Here is a 22842-nt window from a genome sequence, read left to right as displayed (position 1 = left end):
TAAAAATAACAAAGCCCCAATAGGGGCTTTGTTATTTTTAAAACAGAATGCCAAGTTAATTATCCACCTAAACCACTAACTGCTCCATCGCCTGGGTAATCCGCTTTTCCGAAACGGGATATGGCGTGCCCAACTGCTGCGCGAAGAAGCTGACGCGCAGCTCCTCAATCATCCAGCGAATATCCTGCACGTCGTCGTCATCGCGGCGCTGCGGCGGCAGCTTGTTGAACCAGGTGTTCCACGCCTGCTCAACGCTCTGCACTTTGATCATCCTGGCGCGATCGCTGTGCGGATCCACCGCCAGCTTTTCCATGCGTCGCTCAATCGCCTGCAGATAGCGCAGGGTATCGGCCAGCTTTTTCCAGCCGTTGCCGGTAACAAAGCCGCGATACACCAGGCCGCTCATCTGTGCTTTGATATCGGACAGCGCCAGCGCCATGGTCATATCCACGCGCCCTTTCAGCCGCTTGTTGATGTTGAACACCGCCGTGAGGATCTGTTCGACCATTTTGGCGATCTCCACCACCGTGTCATTCAGCTCGGCGCGCACCACATCGTGCAGCCGGGTATAGCCGGATTCCTGCCAGCTCGGACCGCCGTGTTCGGCAATCAGCTTATCGATGCCGCAGGCGATGCAGTCATCGATCAGGTCCAGCACCTTGCCGTACGGGTTAAAGTACAGACCGAGCTTGGCCTTGTTCGGCAGCTTTTCGTGCAGGTATTTGATCGGCGACGGCACGTTCAGCAGCAGCAGGCGACGCTGGCCGCGCCACATTGCTTTCTGCTGCTCGTGCTGAGAGTCAAACAACCGGATGGCTACGCTGTCTTTCTCATCGACCAGCGCAGGCCAGGCCTTCACGCTGTAGCTGCCGCGCTTCTGCTCGAAGTGGTCCGGCAGATCGCCGAAACTCCAGATATGCAGACCGCTCTGCTCAAGGCCGTCATCGGCCACCTGCGACAGGGTTTCCTGCACCTTGCCCTTCAGCTGCAGCTTCAGCGCATCGAGGTCTTTGCCCTCCGCCAGCTTACGGTTGTTCTCATCGATCACCCTGAAGGTGATTTTCAGATGATCGGGCACCTGATCCCACTGCCAGGCTTCACGGTCCAGCGTGACGCCGGACATGCGGCGGAACTCGCGCTCCAGCGACTCCAGCAGCGGCAGCGCCAGCGGTTCGGCGCGGCCGAGGAAGGCCTCCGCGTAGTTTGGCGCAGGGACAAAGTTACGGCGTAACGGCTTCGGCAGCGATTTAATCAGTGCAATGACCAGCTCGCGGCGGATGCCGGGGATCTGCCATTCAAAGCCCTTTTCTTCGACCTGATTCAGCAGCGGCAGCGGCACGTGGACGGTCACGCCGTCGGCGTCCGCACCCGGTTCAAACTGGTAGCTGAGCTTGAGTTTCAGATTGCCCTGATGCCAGAAGTTCGGGTAATCCAGCTTGCTGACGTTCTCCGCGCCCTGGCGGATTAGCATCTCTTTGGCGAAGTTCAGCCGCTCCGGCTCCGTCCGGCTGACGTTTTTCCACCAGCTGTCGAAATGGCGGGCGGACACCACGTCGTGCGGGATGCGCTGGTCGTAAAACTCGAACAGGATCTCGTCATCCACCAGAATATCGCGGCGGCGGGATTTATGTTCCAGCTCTTCAACTTCTTCTCGCAGCTTGAGGTTGGCCTTGAAGAAGCCGTGGCGCGTCTGCCAGTCGCCCTCCACCAGCGCATGGCGGATAAACAGCTCGCGCGACAGCACCGGGTCAATCTGGCTGTAGTTGACCTTACGCGCCGCGACGATCGGCAGGCCGTACAGCGTGACTTTCTCCACCGCAATGACCGCGCCCTGGGCTTTCTCCCAGTGCGGTTCGCTGTAGCTGCGCTTGAGCAAGTGCTGCGCCAGCGGCTCAATCCACTCCGGCTCAATGCGGGCGGCAATGCGCCCCCACAGGCGGCTGGTTTCCACCAACTCGGCCACAATCGTCCACTTCGGCGGCTTTTTAAACAGCCCGGAGCCGGGGAAGATAGCAAAACGGGCATTGCGCGCGCCGGTGTACTCCTGCTTGTCGCTGTCTTTCTGGCCGATATGCGACAGCAGGCCGGTAAGCAGCGCGGTGTGCACTTCGCGGAACGGGGCCGGTTCGCTGTTGACCGGCAGCCCCTGTTCACGTACCACCTGGCGCAGCTGGGTATAAATATCCTGCCACTCGCGCACGCGCAGGTAGTTGAGGTAGTCCAGCTTGCACTGGCGGCGGAACTGGCTGGAGGACAGCGCTTTCTGCTGCTCCTGGAGGTAGTTCCACAGGTTGACAAAGGCGTTGAAATCCGACTCTTTATCGGCAAATCGCTGGTGTTTCTCGTCCGATGCCTGCTTTTTCTCCGCCGGGCGCTCGCGCGGGTCCTGAATCGACAGCGCGGAGGTAATAATCATCGCCTCGCGCACGCAGCCGTATTTCTGCGCTTCCAGCACCATTTTTGCCAGGCGCGGATCCACCGGCAGCTGGGCCAGCGAGCGGCCGGATGTCGTCAGCTTATAGTGCTGGTTATCGTCCAGGGTAATCGCCCCCAGCTCTTCCAGCAGGCGCACGCCGTCCTGAATATTGCGCTGGTCCGGCGCTTCCACGAACGGGAAGGCGGCGATATCGCCCAGCCCGAGCGAGGTCATCTGCAGAATCACCGACGCCAGGTTGGTCCGCAGGATCTCCGGGTCGGTAAACGCCGGGCGGCTGAGGAAATCATCTTCGGAGTACAGACGAATACAGATCCCCTCGGACACACGACCGCAGCGCCCTTTACGCTGATTGGCTGACGCCTGCGATACCGGTTCAATCGGCAGTCGCTGCACCTTAGTGCGGAAGCTGTAGCGGCTGATGCGCGCGGTGCCCGGATCGATCACGTATTTGATGCCCGGCACGGTCAGCGAGGTTTCCGCCACGTTGGTTGCCAGCACGATGCGCCGCCCGACGTGCGACTGGAACACGCGGTTCTGCTCGGCGTTGGACAGGCGTGCGTAGAGCGGCAGCACCTCGGTATGCGGCAGGTCACGCTTCATCAGCGCATCGGCGGTGTCGCGGATTTCCCGTTCGCCGCTCATGAAAATCAGAATATCGCCGCGGCTCTCCTGCCCCAGCTCGTCAACGGCGTCGAATATCGCCTGCAGCTGGTCGCGGTCGGTATCATCCGCGTCTTCCACCACCGGGCGATAGCGCACTTCCACCGGATAGGTGCGGCCCGACACTTCTATCACCGGCGCATTGTTGAAATGGCGCGAGAAGCGCTGTGGATCGATGGTTGCCGAAGTGATGATCACTTTCAGATCGGGGCGCTTCGGCAGCAGCTCGCGCAGATAGCCCAGCAGGAAATCGATGTTCAGGCTGCGTTCGTGGGCTTCATCGATAATGATGGTGTCGTACTGCATCAGCATGCGGTCCTGCTGGATTTCCGCCAGCAGGATACCGTCGGTCATCAGCTTCACCTGGGTGGTGTCACCGACCTGATCGTTAAAGCGAACTTTATAACCCACGCAGCCGCCCAGCGAGGTTTCCAGCTCGGCGGCAATGCGGTCGGCAACCGTGCGCGCGGCCAGGCGACGCGGCTGGGTGTGGCCGATCAGGCCACGAATGCCGCGCCCCAGCTCCATGCAAATTTTCGGCAGCTGGGTGGTTTTCCCCGAACCGGTTTCACCGGCCACAATCACCACCTGGTGATCGCGGATCGCCTCGGCGATGTCCTGCTTCTTCTGGCTAACCGGCAGATTTTCAGGGTAGGTAATGGTCGGTACAGCGGCGCGGCGCTGGGCAATTCGCAGCTCGGCGGCGGTAAAGTCACGGTTCAGCTCTTCGGCAATCGCCTGGAGCGCGGCCGGCGCTTTAACTTTTTTTGCCCCGTGCAGCCGACGCTGCAGGCGCTGGCTGTCGCGCAGCATCAGCGAGTCCAGGCGCGGCCAGAACGGGGTCAGGGCAGATTGTGGTGTATCAGACATAGGTCAAACTCACTTTATTGCGCGGTTAACCGACAACATGGATGTATTGTGATAAAAAATTTTGCGTATAGTAGCACAGACAAGAACTTAGCGTTTTACCTGCACGGGTATCCTTATTCAATATTTTCGAACATCGATAACAAAAACTCGCACTTACACTCACCGGCATATCGCAGTAGAGTGTTTCACATCAGGCGGACAGCTTTCCGCGACTTAACAGGAAATAGAGACATGAGCAAAGTACTCGTTTTGAAATCAAGCATTCTCGCCGGTTATTCTCAGTCAGGCCAGCTGGCCGATCATCTGGTTTCAGAGTGGAAAGCCGCTCATCCTGGTGATGAAGTCACCATCCGCGATTTAGCGGCAAACCCAATTCCGGTGCTGGACGGTGAGCTGGTTGGCGCACTGCGCCCTTCCGACGCCGAACTGTCTGCCCGTCAGCAGGACGCGCTGGCGCTGTCCAACGAGCTGATTGAAGAGCTGCAGGCGCACGACACCATCGTGATCGCCGCACCGATGTATAACTTCAACATCCCAACCCAGCTGAAAAACTACTTCGACCTGGTTGCCCGTGCAGGCATCACCTTCCGCTACACCGAAAATGGCCCTGAAGGCCTGGTGAAAGGAAAAAAAGTTGTGGTTCTGACCAGCCGCGGCGGCATCCATAAAGATACCCCGAACGACCTGCTGACGCCGTACCTGACCATCTTCCTGGGCTTCCTGGGGATGACCGACGTGCAGTTCGTATTCGCTGAAGGTATCGGTTACGGCCCGGAAGTGGCGCAGAAAGCCGCTAACGATGCGAAAGACGCTATCTCTAAAATCGTTGCTGCCTGATTTTAATCACCGGTGGCGAATCGCTGCCGGAGCCTGACGATAACGCGATGCCCCGTGCATCGCGTTTTTTTTCGGCCATAGAAATACTTTTCGCTACGGTCTTACTTTTCGCTGCGGCTATTTTTTTAGCCACTGTCCGTTAATTCCGCGCACGTATTCGCCAGGCTTCGCCCGCTCGACCAGCTTCTGCCCGGCAATTCTGGCCACCTCGCCCGCCGTCATATTGTTTTGTTCCGCCAGCAGCTGATACTGCGTGCTGCGGCCTTCATTGATCTGTTTCACCAGCGCCTGGGTTTCCGCATCCGACTGTCGGGGAGCGATATAGCCATTAAGCGTTTCGCCCACCCGGCCCTGTTGCCGCGCTTCGTCAAGGGTCAGCGCCATCACCCCGGTGGACAACAGCAGCCAGCCCAGCAATAGTGCTCTGTTCAGCAGTTTCATGGTTTTATCCTCAGAACAGACCGCTCTGGTTTTTTAACAGCGCTTCCACGTCTTTATCGACCTTGATATGGATTTCGTGCTCGATTTTGACGTTCATATTGATGGTGATCGGTTCTTTCGGGGCCGCCACTTCAATGCGCGGAATACATCCGCTCAACGACAGCATCGCGCCGGCCATCAGCAGGCTATTCAGGGCTTTCATCACGTTTTTCCTTCTGCAACGGCAGGGTGGCGTTATCTTCCACCCAGGACTGCAGGTTATCGCCAAAGCGCAGGCTGCGCCAGAGTTGAAACAGGTTTTCCCGCTGGGAGTAATTCAGCGCAACGCGCTGATCGCGGTCGCTAAATCGGCTGGTGCCGTCGACTTTGGCCGTCAGGCTCATCCAGCCGAGATTATCAAGGTCGAGCGTCGCCCAGCTGCGCGAAATTTCCATATAGCGCAGCCAGTCGATGGCGGCACCGGCGGCAATATTATTGCTGCTGATGGCATCGGCCATGTCTTTGTCCATGCGCACGGTCAGCGGACCGCTGTTGGCGATCCAGCCGTCTTTGACCAGCCAATGGCTGTTATTGAGGAACAGCGGCAGCTCGCCGTTAATATGGCCGGACAGCGCAATCTGTTTGAGCTTCATCGCCGTAATAAGCTGCGACAGCGCAATATGCTGCACGCGAATCTTTGCCGCCTCGGTCTGCGGCATCTGTAAACGGTCAAGGCTCAGCGTACCGCCCAGCATATCCAGACTGACGTTAGTCAGACTGAGCGGTTCCGCGTCGGTCCACGGATACCAGCCGCGCAGGTCGGCGCTGACATTCTGCATGGCAAACTGATTTTTTATCTCGCCGATGCGCAGCGAGACCGGGCCGTGGGTACCAAAGTACCAGCGGTGGGATTGCAGACGGAACGGCAGGGAAAAATCCACACCGTTGAATTCATTATCCGGCAGCAGCGCGCGGCCGTTACGCACCAGCCAGTGGCCACCGGCCTCCAGCCCCTGATCGGCGGCGGCAGAAAATGCCACCTGCGCCTTCAGCGTACCGCTTTGAATCGACAATTTCAGATCGGGGCTAAGCAGCGGCTGAAACACCCTTAGCGACTGTTCCGGCCACCAGGCCTGGCCGCGCAGGCGCTCGCCGTCCCAGCGACCGCGCACCTGAACCGGCCCGATTTTCTGCGCCTGCAGTGCGCCGTTAAACAGAAACGCGGCCGGGTCGCGGCCCTTAATCGCCAGAGTTAAGGTTGAGGGCGGCAGATAGCCCCCGGCGCTGAAGCGGGTTTCCCGCGCTTTTAACGCCAGCTCACCGTCAAAAGATGGATTCTGCTCATCGCGCTGCCATCTGACGGGCTTCACCAGCGTCAGGCGCGGCGCGGCCATTTCCACGCTGCCGTAGCTGATGCGGTCAAAACCGGTAGAGAGCGTGGAGAGTTCGATCAGTGAATTCTGCCAGCGCCCGGTGCCCGCCATATCCCACTTTGCCGCCAGCGGCTTCAGCCGCCCGTCGCCCCAGTAGCGCCAGCGCCATTCGCCTTTGTCCGGCCAGAAATCGCTGGCCCGCCCGTCAAGATGCAGGCGGAAGTTGCCCATCTGTACGTCGTGCGCGCTGAGTATCGCCTGTAGTCGACCGTCGATCCCGGCTGAAGAAATCTTAACCCCGGCCAGCGGCCAGCGGGCTTCATCGACTTCCAGCGTCGACAGCAGGCGGCCTTTCATGCGCAGCAGCGCGCCGGGCAGCATCGCCAGCTGTGGGTCCACCAGCGGCCCGCGAAGTTCGCCCACCAGGCTGGCGTAAAACTGCAGCGCATCGAGTTTGCTTTCGCCGTAAAGCCGCAGCGGCAGGCTGCTGTTCTGCCAGTCCAGATGCCCTGGCCCCACCGACAGCACCACGTTGCCTTTGCCGCCTCGCCCCGAGGTCAGCAGATTCAGCCGCCCGCTGAGCCGCGTGGCGCTCAGCCCCTGCTGCCAGTCTTCAGCCAGCAGCGCAATCCCGCCGGATAGCGGCTGGGTACCCCACGGCCAGTTCCAGCTGCCCTGCTGAATTTCAATTTTCTGCGGAGTAATCTGCCACGGCAGGTCCAGTAGCGGCTGCGGCTGACTCGCCGCGCTGACCCGCAGCGTGCCGCTCTGCTGCTGCCAGTCCAGCTGCACGTTCAGCGGCTCCGCGATAGCATCCAGCGCCAGATTGCCGTGGAGCACGCCGCTTTGCGGCAGCGCGTCGGGAATGCGCGGCAGCGTCAGCGTGCCGTCGAGTGTAATCGGTTGAGGAATGCCCGGTGCCTGTACGGTCAGGGTTTTAAGGGTCAGCTGCTGCTGGCGCAGTTCCGCTTCCAGCAAGAGGTTATCGCCTTTGTAGTGGACCTGCTGACTGTCGGGTTTGAAATCAAGCTGGAGTTCCCCCGCCCACTGCGGCCAGGGCTTGAGGGTCAGCTGACGGATAGTCACACTGGCACCAGGCAGCATCTGCTGCCACTCGGCCAGCGTGCGGGGAGCATCCTGATTGTCACCGGCAGGGAATTTGGCGGCACACTCGCTGTCAATCATCACGCTGTCGGCGTCGGCCAGCCAGCGTTGCTGACGATAGCTCAGCGAGACATTCTTAACCGCCGCCAGTTCACAATCACCGATATTGTAGTGAACGCCGGGCAGGCTCAATGCGCCGTGCCGCCAGCGCGGCCCGCCATCGAGAGAAATCGTGGTATCGTTTGGCAGCCATAGTCCCACCAGACGCGGCAGCCATTGCGTAATGGTGAGTAAAAGTCCTGTCAGCAGCAGGATCGCTGCCAGCAGCGCGGCAAGCGCGCGTTTCCAGCCCCTGTTCATGGCAGCAAAATCCTGTTCGGTCCGTGATGATCAACGAAATGATGGCACGTAATCGCCTTATCGTGAAGTTTTTCACCGTTTAACGGAGGATCCGCTGCTTTTTGCAGCGGTAGCCACCATCCGGTTCTCACTCGCTGAGATTAGTTGATAAACTGCAGCTATTCATTCTGCAGCGGTAAAAGGAACTCAAACGATGAAACTTGCGGTATACAGCACCAAACAGTATGACCGGAAATACCTGGAACAGGTGAATCAGGATTTTGGCTTCGAGCTGGAATTCTTCGACTTTCTGCTGACCGAACGCACCGCGAAGAACGCCACGGGATGTGACGGCGTGTGTATTTTCGTCAACGACGATGGCAGCCGCAAGGTGCTGGAAGAGCTGGCGGAACTGGGGGTGAAGTTTATTGCGCTGCGCTGCGCCGGGTTTAACAACGTTGACCTCGATGCGGCAAAAGAACTGGGCATGCAGGTGGTTCGCGTGCCGGCCTATTCACCGGAAGCGGTCGCCGAGCATGCAATCGGCATGATGATGACGCTGAACCGCCGCATCCACCGCGCCTATCAGCGCACCCGTGATGCCAACTTTTCGCTGGAAGGTCTGATCGGTTTCAATATGCATGGCCGGACCGCGGGGGTGATCGGCACCGGTAAGATCGGCATCGCCACCCTGCGTATTCTGAAAGGGTTCGGCATGCGCCTGTTGGTGTCCGACCCCTATCCTAACCCGCTGGCGCTGGAGCTGGGCGCGGAATATGTCGATGTTAAAACACTGTTCGCCCAGTCGGACGTAATCAGCCTGCACTGCCCGCTGACGCCGGAGAATCATCATCTGCTTAATGAAAGCGCCTTTGCGCAGATGAAGGATGGCGTGATGATTATCAACACCAGCCGCGGTGGCCTGATCGATTCACAGGCGGCCATCGACGCGCTGAAAAAGCAGAAGATCGGTGCGCTGGGGATGGACGTTTACGAGAATGAGCGGGATTTGTTTTTTGAGGATAAGTCGAACGACGTGATTCAGGACGACGTTTTCCGCCGCCTGTCAGCCTGCCACAACGTGCTGTTTACCGGCCATCAGGCGTTTCTGACCGCCGAAGCGCTGACCAGCATCGCCGAGACCACGCTGCAAAACCTGCGGCAGCTGGAAAAAGGCGAGCCCTGCGCTAACCAGCTCTGATCTGAAGACCCCCCGCTGTCGATACGCGGGGGTTTAACGTGCGCAGGTGCCGTTAAGTAACGCACTCTCGCCGCAGCGACGACCGTTCGCCAGCTGACACATCCCCACCGAAGAGCCATCCAGCTGCCGCGACAGCGCCAGTGTTCCACCTGCATTCTCACAGTTACTGGCTGCCAGATCGGCCATCTGCACCCGCGCGGGTACGTGGGCGGCGGTTGCCTGCTGCGGCGGCTCGTTGTCGCTGCTACAGGCCGACAGCAGCAGCGCTGCGGCTGCAAGCAAAAAAGTGGCTGCTTTCATGGTGTAAACTCCGATCGGTGTAGGGGTAAGAGCGTCAGCCAGCATAAGCCAGGTTTTGCGGCAGGTCGATAGCTGTCATTCAATTTTACAAAATCAAAATTGATTAAATATCAATACCCTTCAGTCTTAATTTACACTTCAGATCAAAACATTAAGGAAAGGCATTTAAATACAGGAGGATAGAGAATGACCGTCGACTTATTGCTGCGCATTGCCCTTGCCGGAGCGCTGAGCGGGCTGATCGGCATGGAGCGCCAGCTGCGTTCAAAGGAAGCCGGGCTGCGCACCCATATTCTGGTCGGTATCGGCAGTGCGATGTTTATGATCGTGTCGAAATATGGCTTTAACGATATGCTTCAGGCCTCACATATTGCGCTGGACCCCAGCAGGATCGCCGCTCAGGTGGTCAGCGGTATGGGCTTTCTCGGGGCCGGCACCATCATTATTCAGAAGCAGATCGTTAAGGGATTAACCACCGCCGCCGGGCTGTGGGTCACAGCGGCCATCGGGCTGGTGATCGGCAGCGGTATGTATGAGATCGGTATTTACGGCACCCTGCTGGCGCTGGTGGTCCTGGAGACCTTCCGCCGCATCAGCTACCGGGTTATCGGACGCAACCTCACCCTGATCTTTCAGCTCAAGCCGAAAAGCGTACCGCTAGTGCTGATAGCCCTCCAACGCCGGGACGTGCGCACCGGCAAAGTGACCCTTGCCAACCGCGATGGTGAAACCGGACTGTGTGAGATGATGGTTGATGTGACACTGTCACGAAAAGTGGTGCTGGAGAAGATGTACGACGTGTTTTTAGAGATAAGCGGCGTACAATCGCTGGAAATACATTAGCCATAAATGCTCATGGCAAAAATAGCTGAAACAGTTACTCTTACAGCCTTGCTCGTTCGCGGCTGGCCGTGCGCCAGCAACATTATCTTTTAAAAGGAGATTATAATGTCTGAGAAATCCGTACTGATTATCGCCACCTTTTCCGCTAAGCCAGGCCAGGGCGACGCGCTGTTTGACGTGCTGAATCCCTGCGTTGCTCCCAGCCGCCTTGAAGCCGGTAACGAACATTACGATCTGTACCGCAGCGTAGAAAATCCGGACGCCTTCCTGTTCCACGAGACCTGGAAAAGCCATGCGGCCATCGCTGAACACGAACAGCAGCCGCACTTCCTGAAACTGATCGCTGGCGTTGAATCGCTGCTCGCCGCGCCGCCGGTGATTACCAAAATCTAATTTTCCCGTTCGTCAGATGGCAAACGGCCCCCGGATTTTATCCCGGGGGCCGTTTCTTTTTGTGCCGCCAACGAATTTATTTCACGATGCGGGCGCGGCAGGTTTTGCCTTTGATTTTCACCTGCGAAAGCTGCTGCATCACCTTGCGCACCAGTTCCTGGCGAATCGCCACGAAGGCCAGGGTTGGCGCGATGTCGATTTTACCGACCTGATCGCCCGTCAGCCCGCCGTCGCCGGTCAGTGCGCCCAGGATATCCCCCGGACGGATCTTGGCTTTACGCCCGCCGTCCAGGCTGAGGGTGGTCATCTCCGCGCGCAGCGATTTCGGCGCCACGGACTTCAGGTCGGCGACGTTGGCCCACGCCAGGCGCTGCTGCAGGAAATCTTCCAGCGCATGGGCGCGCTGCATTTCATCCGGCGCAACGAAGCTGATCGCGCAGCCCTCGGCACCGGCACGCGCGGTACGGCCAATGCGGTGCACGTGAACTTCCGGATCGAACGACAGCTGATAGTTCACCACCATCGCCAGCGATTTGATATCCAGCCCGCGCGCCGCGACGTCGGTCGCCACCAGCACCCGGCAACTGCCGTTGGCAAAGCGTATCAGCACCCGATCGCGCTCGGACTGCTCCAGATCGCCGTGCAGCGCCAGCGCGCTGATCTGCGCACTGTCCAGAGATGCGGCAATATCATCGCACTCGCGTTTGGTGTTGCAGAACACCACGCAGGAAGCGGGCTGGCGCTCGCTGAGCAAGCCAATCAGTGCGCTCATTTTTTCGCGCGCGCTGGCCTCATAGAAGGTCTGCTCGATGGACGGCAGATCGGACACGTCGCCGGTTTCCACCGTTAGCGGATCGCGCTGCACGCGCTGGCTGATGCGGGCAATATCTTCAGGCCAGGTGGCGGAGAACAGCAGCGTCTGGCGCTGCGGCGGGCAGTAGCTGATTATCGCGTCGATATCATCACGGAAGCCCATCTCCAGCATACGGTCGGCTTCATCCAGCACCAGCGTTGCCACGCCGTCCAGCTTCAGGGTTTCACGCTTGAGGTGTTCCAGAATTCGCCCCGGCGTACCGACCACCACATGCGGCGCGTGCACCAGAGAATCGCGCTGCGCGTTCATCGGCTGGCCGCCGCACAGCGTCAGAATTTTGATATTGGCGGTGAAGCGCGCCAGGCGACGCAGCTCTTTCGCCACCTGATCCGCCAGTTCGCGCGTCGGGCACAGCACCAGCGACTGAGTGACATACTGGCTGACGTCCAGCCGGTGCATCACGCCCAGGCCAAACGCGGCGGTTTTGCCGCTGCCGGTTTTTGCCTGCGCGCGCACGTCACGCCCTTCCAGGATTGCCGGCAGCGATGCGGCCTGTACCGGGGTCATGGCCAGATAGCCAAGTTCATTAAGGTTTTCAATCTGGCTGGCGGGCAGCAGGTTCAGGGTAGAAAAAGCAGTCACGGGTATAATCTCTGATAAATCGGGCGGGAATTTTGCCGCTGATTGTAGCAGATAATCCGCTGGAAACGTTACTTTCAGGGGCAGGACGGTGTAGCGGCAGGGTTTGAGGCTCCGCACCGTCATTTTCGCGCAATTTTTGTACAATACACATGCAAAACAAGCTGGCATTCGTCGTCGGAATCCGTACCATTCAAACTTAATAATCTTGATTTTATAATAAAATCATATTGATACGAAAATTTTCGACTGAAAATCATACGACATAGCACAACAAAACACTGCAATTCACTACATAATGATCAATGTGTTAGGTTAGTGTTTCGAACGACAGGGCGATGCAAAGTCGCCCTTAACGTCTGCCATTTGACGTTAAATCGTCGGCCGATGTTCCGGCGTGATCTCCAGCGCGATATGAGTCACCCGCCCGATAATCGTCACCTCGTCCAGCGCCTCTCCCTCGATCGCCTCGCCGTCCTCAGTTATCAGCGCCCTGCCCGACAACTTCCCGATCTGCCCTTCCCCGAACAACTCGAAAGCCACCGTGTCACCCTGACCTGCCCTTAATGACCGGTCGATGATCACTACGCGGCCCACGTCATTAATGATCAGCGTTGCCGATGGGCGAGGAATCAGCAGCTCGTTCAGGTCAATCCGCTTCTCGATGTAATCATTTGCCGGTGATGGAAAGCCCATGATCAGTATCTCCCGTTGTTTGAGTTAAAGAAAAAGAACGTCCGGCGCTCACCTTCCTCTGTTGAGATATCTTTAAAGCCGTGCTGGTAATTCTCGATCCAGCGGTTGGCTTCCTTCAATGACCAGTGGTGATTTAGCGCTGCCAGCTCGCGCACAAAGTCAGCTGTGCGCACGATGCGACGGCCGCCAGGCTCATGAACGATGCTGTTTCTGAATGCGATGGGGATTTCGTAGTAGCGAGGCATGATGCCCTCCCGTCAATAATAACTGTATATACATACAGTATTATCATTTTTGGGGAGGGATCAAGAGGTACTGGCGGGGTTTTTGATAAGTGGGTGATGCGCTGGAGATTTTAGAGCGTAAGCCCGTATACCGATTTATAGAACGCTGTAAGTTTTGCCAGCATGGCTGCGCCTGCCGTGGCTGTTACTGCAACGTTACACATAATCAGGTCTGAAATGTTGCCATCCCAGAACTGCGATCCCCCCGGCAGGGCGCCGAGCGCAAACGGGGATGTTGAAGGCGCGCCAGCTGCAGCAGCGGTATACGTAATGCCCCCCATACGAATGAAAATGCTGACTCCGTCAAAACCGCATGCAAATGCGAACGGCTTATTAAGTTCAAGGGTGGGACCAACTGCCGTGGCTGTGCCGTACTGGAAAACCAGCTTACCCGCGTTCGCCCCAGATATTGACACAGCCAGGATGGCGCGTATGGTGGCCGATGTGAACGTGCCGCACATTGTGCATGACGCGGCCAGCGTTCGCAGAGTAGCCACACCTGACCACGTGTATGGACTGGTCAGCACCAGCGTATCACCGCTGAAAATGCTGCGATCGGATTCCGACAGGTTGAACTGTGCACCTGCGTATGAGCCGAACAGCCCGGCAACCAGTGTCGCGCCGGTGATATCTGAAGCGCGGGTTAGCTTACTGGTTGTGCTTTTTTTATCATTAAACGACACGATATCAGTGCCGATCAGCGTTACGTGGTTTGCGTCAGCCTGGAACCAGTGCAGGAGGCCAGCATCAGCCAGAATTGAACCGGCCAGGCTTTCACCTACCGGGAGAGTCGAATTATTGAAGTTTTGTGCAACAACGATGCCCGGCATAAGTTACTCCGTTACAGTGATTTCAAAGCGAATGGCGTAGTGGCGAACGGCATCAGGGATGTTGACACCCTGCCGGTTCCACCATGATTTCCTGCCAGATGCGACCATCAGATTTCCCCGGCGCGTCGGCCAGTACGTCACGTCGCTGAATGCGTCGATCGCATAGCGCAGCGTCCGGTTCCCGACTGACGGGGCTGCAGCAAGCGTGATTCTGACGGTTCGCGGGCCGGTGATGGCCACATTGCTGACTACCGATCCGGGGAATGAAAAACCGTGATTAAGCGTATCCGGCACCCAGTCACTGTCGATCGCCAGTTTTGCGCCGAACGGGTCAAGCGGCGTGCCTTCGAACGTCACGTCAATGACATTGCCCGTCAGAACTGCGGATACCGGTTGCACCGGCTTCCAGGCCCCTTTATCGACAATGCTGCTGTAAACATCAGCGTAGGTTTCGCCGAGCATCAGACGCCCCTCCGGCCCGGTGTGAACCGTGCTCGGCCCGGTGGATTCATCGCCCAGCTTAAACTGATACATCGGCCCGGCGAGGAAGCAGTCGGCACGGGTTTTCGCAACGTCCCACTGGCCCTGGCTCGCATAGTTTTCACCGCTGGCCGCTTTACTCATGTTCGTCTGCCAGATAGCCACCTTCACAGCGTCGGCCTGGCCGGTTGCGGCTTTGAACCCCGGCAGGATCGTCGTGAAAAGATTATTCAGCTGTGTGGCATAGTTTTCCCGGCCAGTCGGCCCCGCCTCACCCTGAATCCACTGCATCACATCCAGCACCGCAGAACGCCCGTAACTGGCCGCCAGCGCAGCAGAGCGCTGCAGGAACGTCACGGCGTTCTCATAGTTCCAGAACCCGCTCGTTGCATTGGGGAAAAACGACGTTATCGGCTGCGAACCATGCCATGCGGTAGCTGCGATATAACCCGGATCATCACGGCCCAGTTCAGCATTTCGCTGAGTGATACCGTAAACTGAGCAAATAGCCGGTGACTGCGCAGTGGTGTAATCGAGGGCAGGAACGAAATCTGTGAGTGTTGCGCCAGCGAGCTGGACTGTACCCTGTTGACTGCTGCCATTCACACCGGCGAATCCCCAGGTTGAAAATGGCCACGGCGCATCATTCACCACACGCCCCGTTGATCCCCCCAACCCGGCATTTGACTGGCCGTAAACCAGCACAATGCGGATCGCCGTCGCCAGCGGTGCGGCCATAACCAGTGTGTTTTGCCCGCCGGAAATAAGCTGCCGGGCCTCAAAAGTTCGCGCCCCTTTGTCCAGCACCGATGCGGTATTGAATACATCGCCCTGAGCATGACGTGGACTGAATACGCGCGCTCCCCAGATCCCGCGAATGTTCGGGACTGATGAATCGCCTATTTTGCTGGCTATATAAGCTATGGAGTCATCATCTAGTAGCGCAAAAGCCAGCCCGGTATCCGGGTTATAACCAATCCCAATTCGACCGTCCGCGGACGATTTTACGATCGCAACCAACGTTGGCCCGTCACGCGGGGGGATATCCGCCGTTCCGGGAACAGTAAGGTAAGCAGCAGAAAGTCCGCCGTCATTAAGCACTCCGACCACTCGCTTATCCGCTGACAGAACAGGAAAGGCAAATCCCGCCACACCATCACGATACATATTCTGCGACTGCATCTGACGCAACTGTCGAAGCAGCGTTGTCACCATCTGTGCGCCAGCCATCCAGGCAACCGGCACTGCTGCCCCGGCTATGTTCTGGTAATAGATGAATGACAGCTCAGATTCCGGCCCCTGCGGGGTTCGAAAATATTGCCCTTCGGTGGTAGCGGCAAGCCCGGCAGCTTCTGAAGAAAAGGTGAAGTTCGCTGTATCAAGAGAGGTGATGATGGTATCAATCTCAGCCAGCTTTTCTGCAGTATCAGCTTCCATGCCAGCCCATGTTTTACGAACCACGTTCAGGCGGTCGGTATAATTCACATCCTGTGAGTTAACTATTTCATCCATTTTTTCCGCGTTAAATTTCAGATTGCGCGGTGCATTGCTCGGAACAGGATCGTTATTTGGGATGGTCGCCATAATTTTTCCAATAAAAAACCCGGCACAGTGGCCGGGTTGTTGGTAGATGAAAGCTGTCAGGGGTAAATCAGATCGCTGTATTCGGACAGCGTGAAAGCAGTCGTTCCGTCGCTGTTTGGCTTCTTCTCATCGACACGCCAGAGAGTGGCATCCATTTCCTCCTGAGTGGCGATGACATAGCGCGACGGCGACTGAACCTCGTAGCCGTCCCAGATGTTCAGTGCGATAGCCGGCAGAGCCGTGGTGAAGCCGAAACGCGTATCCGCCCGAGACGTTGCCGGGTAGCGCGCTGAAGTCCTTCCCAGGCTGTCAGTGACCGTGACAAACATCGCGCCGGCGAAAGCGATCGCCTCACTGGTGTCGAAGTTATTGCCGGTGCGCTTCACGATGTACCCGGACTGCTGATTGACGTCGTATGTATCCGGCACCTGCACAACATCGCCGACAGAAACATACTGCCCGTCGGCCAGCGTGGTGCACGTCATCTTCCCGCGTGAGTAAACGAGCCGGTTCACTTCCAGCAGCGCCCTGTCGCGCGCCTGATACTCGTTGCGGCAGCCGATCAGCTTAATCTTCAGCGGAGATTCAGCGGCCTGCTCAACGATGCCGGTGGCGGTGATCCGGTAGCGAATGTAGGTCTTTTTGTTCGTTACCGGGCTCACATACTCAATTTCTACTCCGTCATAGCCGCCGGGCATCGTCATCTCGTACGTGATTTTGTACTCGTCGGCGGTCATGTTCGATCGGTTGAATGTCGTGGCCGGATACAGCACACGCTCATCGCGAACGAACGACAACACGCCATCTTCCCAGAACGCAATGACCCTGGCCGCGTCACAGATGCTCTGCGCCCTGTTGCCCAGCGAAATATCCTCGTCGTCAAACGTGTAATCGAAATATCCCAGGCGCGCATCCGGGAGGCTGGCGGCGATCTCATACAGGCCGTACAGGTCGATGGTGCCTGGTGATTCTTTGCCGATCACCAACCACTCGTGCGCCAGCGCGTCGGCGAACGAGCGGGACGCCCGCAACGTATAATCAACCTGCCGCGTGGCCATGTTGTAGCTGATGGTGTGCCGGGTGATCAGCGCGTTGTATTTGCGCTCACGAACGCCGGTGGCCTGCTCAGTGGCGCGAACCGTAACCCGCACCAGAGAATCGTCAGCGTGAACCTCATTTGTGCGGACGCGAACGGAGTGAATCTCGGACAGTTGCAAAACGCTGTCGCTTTGAGAGTTGTTGGTTCGCGTGATCGTTACCGCATACCTGCCATATCCTGCAGCGGGGGTGAATTTAAACGTGCGATAAACGTAATCAGCCTCACCCTTCGGGTTATGGATCTCAACATCGTGCGTTTCTGCCGGTTCAAGCTGAGTATTATCCTCGTCGACCTTCCACAGCACGATCCGCGCCGGGCTGTCATAGCCACCACCAAGTTGAGCCTGGAAATGAACCCACAACTGCTCACCCTCTACAGGTGAGAAATACGGGCCCAGCGTCATCGGTTGGTTATCGTTAAGCACGAATTTAGTCATATTAATGACAGCATCAGCCGGGATAGTTTGCGCATCGGCGCCGCTAAGGTCATCAAAGTAGAACGTGTAGTATCTTTCCGGATCCACCATCTCACCGTCATCGGTCAGCGTCGCGTTAAACAGGTTAGCGTTGAGTGTTGCATCACGCGTTACACTCCCACTGGCCGTGCCGTAAGTAACGTTAATGACAAACGTTACAGCGTGCGGAAACGCCAGGCTGTAGAAGTAGTCGAACTCATCCTGTTTGATTATCTGCATGGCTATCTGGCCGCCAGACAGCGTACCGGAAACAACGGCACTGGCCGTAGCGCTGTAGGCCGGGAAATCCTCGCTCTCATTCGGGCCGGGGACTTCCTGCCCGTCGACGTCGTCGAACTCGAACCCTTCATAAATCACAGGTATTACCTGCCCCGGCTCAAACACCTGATAACTGGCACCGGCCAGCGAACCGAGGTTCGACTCGGAGTAGCGCACGCTGTCCACGGTGTAGTTTCCGATCCCAAAATTCATCCACTCGGTGACGTACTTCACGTTGTCGATAAACTCAAACATGGACTCCTGGATCAGGTCCGGGAACGCGCGCACCTGTCCGTATACGTCAGGCCTCGCCTGGTAGGTTCTAGCCACGTTCGTCTGCCCGGTCAGCTTATTGTTCGGGCTCTCTTTGCTGTTGTTATCAGCGACCGAAAACGACGACTTCGGCGCGAGAAAGGAGAAGATTTTGGAGATGACTTTAAATACCGGGCTGAGCACCTTGCCGATCACGCCCTTCGGTTGATCGAACACCTGCACCCGATCGCCATCCACCAGCGCAAATCCCACCTCATCGTCCAGCCCCAGTTCACGGCCATTCACCACGACCACCACATCCGCGTGAATGTCGGTGCTTAACAGCCAGTGGGCCAGCACGGTACCGGTCGGAACGCTGATCCGCTCCTTTGGTGCGCCGGGTAACCTGACTAACAAAACCCTGACTGACGCCGACGGTAATTGCATAGTCAGACTGGCTGATACCGTTCTGTTTTAGGTAATCGTTAAGATCCATATCGTTCTCCACGCTTAGACAAAAGCAATATTAGTGCTACTGATTACAAAAAGCAATAGAAGCACTATTTGAAATTATTAGTATTACGAATAAAATCGAGAGCATGGCAAAGAAAAATGTAATCACTGAAGAAGACGTTCAGATCGCACTTCGCTTGCGAAGCATCTGGGACGCAAAAAAAGAACAGTTGGGACTTAGCCAAGAGAAGGCTGCTGGCTTCTTTGGGTTCAGTACTCAGGCTGCCATTAGTCAATTCCTTAATGGTAAAGCTCCTTTAAATACTGAAAATATCCTAAAATTTTCAGCGCTCTTACGCGTTCAGCCAGAAGAAATCAGCCCCAGCATCGGCCACCTGCTAGCCCACATTAGAAGCCCTGAGGGTGTAATAGAAGATACGGCTCACAAACAGCAGTTTGAATATCCGCTTTTTACTTCTGTTCAAGCAGGTTCCTTTGCCGAGGTAGGCTCATACACTGAAACTAATGCTAAAAATTGGGTAGCGACAACCAAAAAGGCCAGCGACAAGGCTTTCTGGCTTGAAGTGGCTGGGCACTCAATGACAGCGCCGCAAGGCAGCAAACCCAGCTTCCCAGAGGGAATGTTGATACTCGTGGATCCGGAAGAGGACGTAGAGCCTGGTGATTTTTGTGTAGCTGGTATTCATAACGACAGCGAAGTGACATTCAAAAAGTTCGTGTGGGAAGACGGCAAGCCATGGTTGGAGCCATTGAATACCAACCCGCGCTACCAAAGCATTGAGTGCAATGAGTTCTGCCGCATCATAGGCAAAGTGGTTAAGGCTCAATGGCCGGAAGAAACTTTTAGATAGCCTTCACCAGGGGCTAAAGGGATAACCCAGCTCAGGGAGGGCGCAGTGGAAAGAGTTAAAGACAAATCAGCATCAGGGCTGGTTGAAACGTGAGCAGTAACGCAGGGAAGCCCACACTGGAATAATCATAAGGCGGTAAAAATGAAGATCGGCTATCTGTTCCCAGCAGCCTGTGGCATAGCAGGCGTGGTGCTGCTGGTGTGGTTTATCGCGAGTGGCGCTTGGATGCCGGGTGGCTAATAGCCGATTTGGCTGCTAACTACCAACCATGGCTAATAGCGTTACCTGCAGGGTTGCAGGCGTAGCGATTAGCATAAAGCTACGTTCAGCTATAACTTCAGAGAACAAAAAGAGTATCGCGTTTGTTATGTTGAACTTCTACAGGCAGCCAATTGCAACTATGTTTTAGTTGCACTAACCTTTCTATAGGATGTAATCTTCATGAGCAAAAAAGACAAGCTCAGGGCTAGGCTTGATTCAATCCCCAAAGATTTTACTTGGGAGGAATTAGTTTCGCTCATGAATTTGAATGGATTCCGTATGTTGAATGGGAAAGGTTCAAGGAGGAAATTTTTCAATGAAACGTTTAATCGAGTGGTGTCATGCCACGAGCCACACCCAAGCTCTATCGTAAAAAAATACGTTTTGGAAGAAGTTAAAGCGTTGTTGGATGAGCTAGAAAATTATGAATAAATTATTGAAATATAAGAACTACTTCGGAAGTATTGAAGTCTCTACAGAAGATATGATCTTGCATGGAAAGATTGAGTGTATCAATGACGTAGTGACATACGAAGCCGAGACCTTGACTTCTTTAAAAGAAGCTTTCGAGGAAGCCGTTGATGATTACCTTGAAACTTGCAAAGAACTCAATCGCGCAGCAGACAAACCAATGAGTGGTACGTTTAATGTCCGCATCGGTGAAGATCTGCACAAAAGAGCCTATTTGCAAGCAAAATCTAACGGAATGAATTTAAACGAGTTTATCAAGGACGCCGTTAAGGAAAAACTTGAAAGTAGAAAAGAGTATCATTTCCATTTTGATCGTAAAACGGAAGATAAGTCTCTCGCGCTAACTTTCGGCTCCCAACTTAAAACTGGCAGCAAATGGAGCGTAACTAATGTTAAACGCACATGGAGTGGACATCATGATGCTTAAAGGCATTGGTTTTGATGGTTTTAACACAAAATCAGCAAGTTACGAAATAAATGATATCTCAGAAAGAGGGTCTTTTAATGTTTTCTTCTCAGATCCTGATGTAACTATTAGCAAAGAAACTGATGTGCAATATCAGCAGATTCTGATGAAGTTTGAAGTAAGCATGCTTGGCTATGCAGAGGGGGTTGATCCCGAGAAGGAAGACTCCGAGGTGGCATTTGAGGCTCAGTTTACAATCGAAACTTACTTCACGGATCACAATGAAAATCCTATGAATGAAAACGACATTCAGGAAAACATGTGGTTTTTCGAAAACTTTAATCAGATTTCCACTAGAATTGCAGCTGATAGCACATTTAAAAATAGCGACATAAATCACATACCAATTCCTTGGACAGCCAAGTCGGCTTTGCTGGCTGAATAACGATATCTGTATTTTTCAATCAAAACTGTCCTCGCTCCAAGAGCCCGCCCCGCGCGGGCTTTTTTATGTAACAGGTAACCGCCCCGTTCTCACCAGTTCCGCCGCATCCCGATAAACCCCCTTCCCTATCACGTTGGTCTCGCTAAGTCTCATCTCTTCCAGTTTCTCAGATAACGTGTACTCCGCTATGCGCTCTCCGCTGAACTTCAACTCCAGCACCGCACTGCCAATCGCATTGGCGATCATTACCACTCTTTCTTCATCCATTTTGCCCCCGTTATAGCCCAAATTTCACTCAAAACAGCTTATCAAAATGAGTTGCCATTGGCGCGGTTAAAAATAAATCACCTTATAAATCAGTTATTAGTAGCACCATTGGATATATTTATTAGAAGCACTATTTACTATCAACATTAGCAGCACTATTATTAACCCCATCAGCACAACGCAGCCCACCGCAGAACGCTGACCCGCTCTTTAACAATTCGGTTTTCACAGCAGCCAGAAGCGGCCAACGCTCCCGGCAAAACGAAATAGCGCCGGTAAGGATACCAGGCAGGCGGGCGATTCATCTGCGGGTGATAGTTCGCGAAGGGGAATCCGTAACCACGACGTGCTGCTGTGCAAATTGAAGCGCCCCGACGCAGGGGTGATACCAGAGGAGATAAATCATGTAACAGCTAAACGGATAGACCGCTTATGCACACCCCGCCGGGTGAAGCATCGTGAAGATGGCGTATACGGTCTGGCTCCCACGGCGACGTAGTGAGGGAGAGGAAGCGAAAGCATCACTGAGTTTACGGTTGGCGCCCGGTTTAACGCACTAAGCAGCCTCAAATGAAGACCGGGAAACCGGCGCTGGCCACTGCGAGAGTGTGGCGAAGTTTTCTTCGAGCTGCGCCAGCGCCAGTGAGGCAGTCACAGCCGGACCGGTTGTCCGGGGCTTAGGCTGATAGCGTGGGCTGGCGCAGCATCAAAGAGAATTTTTATCCCGAAGGCTAATCAGCTTCTGCTTTTTCTCTTCCAAGCTCTCTCTGGTGTCAGCGATAGCGATCACCATGTAATCACTTGAGCGGCCCCGAATAAAGGCGCCAGCGTTCTTTTCCATCATTCCGGACATCGTATCAGTGATGTATCCATTTTGTTCTTTGCTGTAGAGAAGCACGAAAAAATCACCTTTAACTTCCATTGAGGTACCTATGTATAAAGTTGAAAACGTTAGAGTTATGTTCATTGATGATTCTGACATTCAGGATCCAAACGCAACGCTTGGTGATGGTGCGCTGAAACCTGAAGTCGACAAGGCCAACCTGTACGCTGACATCATTATTTATCAAAACAAAGTGATTAAAAACTATTTCGGCCAGGCTGAAAAATTCCCCCTCAAAAAAGATTAACGCCTCACCAGGGCAAGCCCGGAGTACCGCAGCAGTTGATTGGGCTTAAAAGTAAAGGCGGTGGATAGCCGGGCATCATCCCGGCACACAACGGAAAGAGCATTGCACCGGATATGTGGCCAGCCCCTGAGTAACTCCCCCTGGCGGCAAGGTAGTGAGGTCGCAAAGGCGACGTTACGGGAAACGCGGCGCAAGGTGGTCAAATGCAGTGCTCTCCCTGTTGTGCTGAAAGCTGACGTATGTGCAGAAAGCCACTCCGGTGAAGCTGCCGCCTCGGGCGGCCAGCACGACATAATTATTCATTCAGGAGAAAGCGTGGGTAATAAAATCACTCTCGGTAGTCACGCTG

The 22842-nt window shown here is 55.5% G+C and carries 23 protein-coding genes; 10 read left to right on the top strand and 13 right to left on the bottom strand.

Annotated features, from left to right (window positions below; genetic code table 11):
• Positions 1-67: 67 nt before the first annotated feature.
• Positions 68-3967 carry an ATP-dependent RNA helicase HrpA gene (hrpA, locus tag EC836_RS02325; protein WP_123329757.1) on the bottom strand — a complete coding sequence of 1300 codons (3900 nt, stop codon included), beginning with the start codon at positions 3965-3967 and terminating at the stop codon, positions 68-70.
• Between the two features lie 231 nt (positions 3968-4198).
• On the opposite strand from hrpA, the gene EC836_RS02320 reads away from it, so the two are divergent.
• The gene (locus EC836_RS02320) at positions 4199-4804 is read left to right on the top strand and encodes an FMN-dependent NADH-azoreductase (RefSeq protein WP_123329755.1); all 606 of its coding nucleotides are present in this window, start codon (positions 4199-4201) and stop codon (positions 4802-4804) included.
• Between the two features lie 117 nt (positions 4805-4921).
• Here the strand turns inward: EC836_RS02320 and EC836_RS02315 are convergent, their stop codons facing one another.
• The 3 genes from EC836_RS02315 to EC836_RS02305 are packed head-to-tail and all read right to left on the bottom strand — an operon-like array spanning position 4922 to position 8061.
• Positions 4922-5245, bottom strand: coding sequence for a YdbL family protein (locus tag EC836_RS02315; protein WP_123329753.1), 324 nt, complete (start codon positions 5243-5245; stop codon positions 4922-4924).
• Between the two features lie 10 nt (positions 5246-5255).
• On the bottom strand, positions 5256-5447 hold the full coding sequence (locus EC836_RS02310) for a YnbE family lipoprotein (protein WP_123329751.1): 192 nt from the start codon (positions 5445-5447) through the stop codon (positions 5256-5258).
• Positions 5431-8061 carry a YdbH family protein gene (locus EC836_RS02305; protein ID WP_123329750.1) on the bottom strand — a complete coding sequence of 877 codons (2631 nt, stop codon included), beginning with the start codon at positions 8059-8061 and terminating at the stop codon, positions 5431-5433. The genes EC836_RS02310 and EC836_RS02305 overlap by 17 nt, the downstream gene beginning before the upstream one ends.
• Positions 8062-8254: 193 nt before the next feature.
• Here EC836_RS02305 and EC836_RS02300 point away from each other — a divergent pair, with 193 nt between their 5' ends.
• Entirely contained in the window at positions 8255-9241 is a 987-nt protein-coding gene (locus EC836_RS02300) for a 2-hydroxyacid dehydrogenase (RefSeq protein WP_123329748.1), read from the top strand.
• Between the two features lie 33 nt (positions 9242-9274).
• Here EC836_RS02300 and EC836_RS02295 read toward each other — a convergent pair whose 3' ends face one another.
• Positions 9275-9541, bottom strand: a complete 267-nt coding sequence (locus EC836_RS02295; RefSeq protein ID WP_123329746.1) for a DUF333 domain-containing protein — start codon at positions 9539-9541, stop codon at positions 9275-9277.
• Between the two features lie 186 nt (positions 9542-9727).
• Here EC836_RS02295 and EC836_RS02290 point away from each other — a divergent pair, with 186 nt between their 5' ends.
• The gene (locus EC836_RS02290; RefSeq protein WP_123329744.1) at positions 9728-10384 is read left to right on the top strand and encodes an MgtC/SapB family protein; all 657 of its coding nucleotides are present in this window, start codon (positions 9728-9730) and stop codon (positions 10382-10384) included.
• Between the two features lie 105 nt (positions 10385-10489).
• Positions 10490-10777 carry a putative quinol monooxygenase gene (locus EC836_RS02285; protein WP_123329742.1) on the top strand — a complete coding sequence of 96 codons (288 nt, stop codon included), beginning with the start codon at positions 10490-10492 and terminating at the stop codon, positions 10775-10777.
• A gap of 76 nt (positions 10778-10853) precedes the next feature.
• On the opposite strand, the gene dbpA is transcribed toward EC836_RS02285, so the two are convergent.
• The 6 genes from dbpA to EC836_RS02255 form a co-directional block, all read right to left on the bottom strand.
• Positions 10854-12233 carry an ATP-dependent RNA helicase DbpA gene (dbpA, locus tag EC836_RS02280; RefSeq protein ID WP_123329740.1) on the bottom strand — a complete coding sequence of 460 codons (1380 nt, stop codon included), beginning with the start codon at positions 12231-12233 and terminating at the stop codon, positions 10854-10856.
• 369 nt (positions 12234-12602) lie between these two features.
• The gene (locus EC836_RS02275) at positions 12603-12926 is read right to left on the bottom strand and encodes a hypothetical protein (RefSeq protein WP_123329738.1); all 324 of its coding nucleotides are present in this window, start codon (positions 12924-12926) and stop codon (positions 12603-12605) included.
• Positions 12927-12928: 2 nt separating this feature from the next.
• Entirely contained in the window at positions 12929-13171 is a 243-nt protein-coding gene (locus EC836_RS02270) for a DNA polymerase V (RefSeq protein WP_123329736.1), read from the bottom strand.
• Positions 13172-13281: 110 nt separating this feature from the next.
• Positions 13282-14040, bottom strand: a complete 759-nt coding sequence (locus tag EC836_RS02265; protein WP_123329734.1) for a hypothetical protein — start codon at positions 14038-14040, stop codon at positions 13282-13284.
• A 3-nt stretch (positions 14041-14043) separates the two neighbouring features.
• Entirely contained in the window at positions 14044-16104 is a 2061-nt protein-coding gene (locus EC836_RS02260; RefSeq protein WP_123329732.1) for a hypothetical protein, read from the bottom strand.
• A gap of 56 nt (positions 16105-16160) precedes the next feature.
• Complete coding sequence (locus tag EC836_RS02255; RefSeq protein WP_123329730.1) at positions 16161-18635, bottom strand: host specificity factor TipJ family phage tail protein; 2475 nt, start codon at positions 18633-18635, stop codon at positions 16161-16163.
• A gap of 152 nt (positions 18636-18787) precedes the next feature.
• Between EC836_RS02255 and EC836_RS02245 the strand changes: the two genes are divergently transcribed.
• The 5 genes from EC836_RS02245 to EC836_RS02230 all read left to right on the top strand — a co-directional run bounded on the left by EC836_RS02245 (position 18788) and on the right by EC836_RS02230 (position 21096).
• Positions 18788-19513: a LexA family transcriptional regulator gene (locus EC836_RS02245; protein ID WP_123329728.1), complete on the top strand. Its 726-nt coding sequence runs from the start codon at positions 18788-18790 to the stop codon at positions 19511-19513.
• A gap of 141 nt (positions 19514-19654) precedes the next feature.
• The gene (locus tag EC836_RS24550; protein WP_146114196.1) at positions 19655-19753 is read left to right on the top strand and encodes a YoaK family small membrane protein; all 99 of its coding nucleotides are present in this window, start codon (positions 19655-19657) and stop codon (positions 19751-19753) included.
• Positions 19754-19954: 201 nt separating this feature from the next.
• Positions 19955-20206: a type II toxin-antitoxin system HicA family toxin gene (locus tag EC836_RS02240; protein ID WP_123329726.1), complete on the top strand. Its 252-nt coding sequence runs from the start codon at positions 19955-19957 to the stop codon at positions 20204-20206.
• A complete protein-coding gene (locus tag EC836_RS02235) occupies positions 20199-20672 on the top strand; it encodes a type II toxin-antitoxin system HicB family antitoxin (RefSeq protein ID WP_123329724.1) in 474 nt (157 codons plus the stop codon). Before EC836_RS02240 ends, EC836_RS02235 begins: the two co-directional genes overlap by 8 nt.
• The gene (locus tag EC836_RS02230) at positions 20662-21096 is read left to right on the top strand and encodes a hypothetical protein (protein ID WP_123329722.1); all 435 of its coding nucleotides are present in this window, start codon (positions 20662-20664) and stop codon (positions 21094-21096) included. The genes EC836_RS02235 and EC836_RS02230 overlap by 11 nt, the downstream gene beginning before the upstream one ends.
• A gap of 63 nt (positions 21097-21159) precedes the next feature.
• Here EC836_RS02230 and EC836_RS02225 read toward each other — a convergent pair whose 3' ends face one another.
• Both EC836_RS02225 and EC836_RS02220 read right to left on the bottom strand, forming a co-directional pair.
• Entirely contained in the window at positions 21160-21363 is a 204-nt protein-coding gene (locus EC836_RS02225) for a hypothetical protein (RefSeq protein ID WP_123329720.1), read from the bottom strand.
• A 706-nt stretch (positions 21364-22069) separates the two neighbouring features.
• Complete coding sequence (locus tag EC836_RS02220) at positions 22070-22285, bottom strand: hypothetical protein (protein WP_123329718.1); 216 nt, start codon at positions 22283-22285, stop codon at positions 22070-22072.
• A gap of 10 nt (positions 22286-22295) precedes the next feature.
• Between EC836_RS02220 and EC836_RS02215 the strand changes: the two genes are divergently transcribed.
• On the top strand, positions 22296-22493 hold the full coding sequence (locus EC836_RS02215; protein ID WP_123329716.1) for a hypothetical protein: 198 nt from the start codon (positions 22296-22298) through the stop codon (positions 22491-22493).
• Positions 22494-22842: the final 349 nt, after the last annotated feature.

It is taken from the genome of Erwinia sp. JUb26, assembly GCF_003751505.1.
Lineage (GTDB): Bacteria > Pseudomonadota > Gammaproteobacteria > Enterobacterales > Enterobacteriaceae > Erwinia.
Note: the sequence above shows the minus strand (reverse complement) of the source record. Positions and strands in the feature narration are given on the sequence as shown.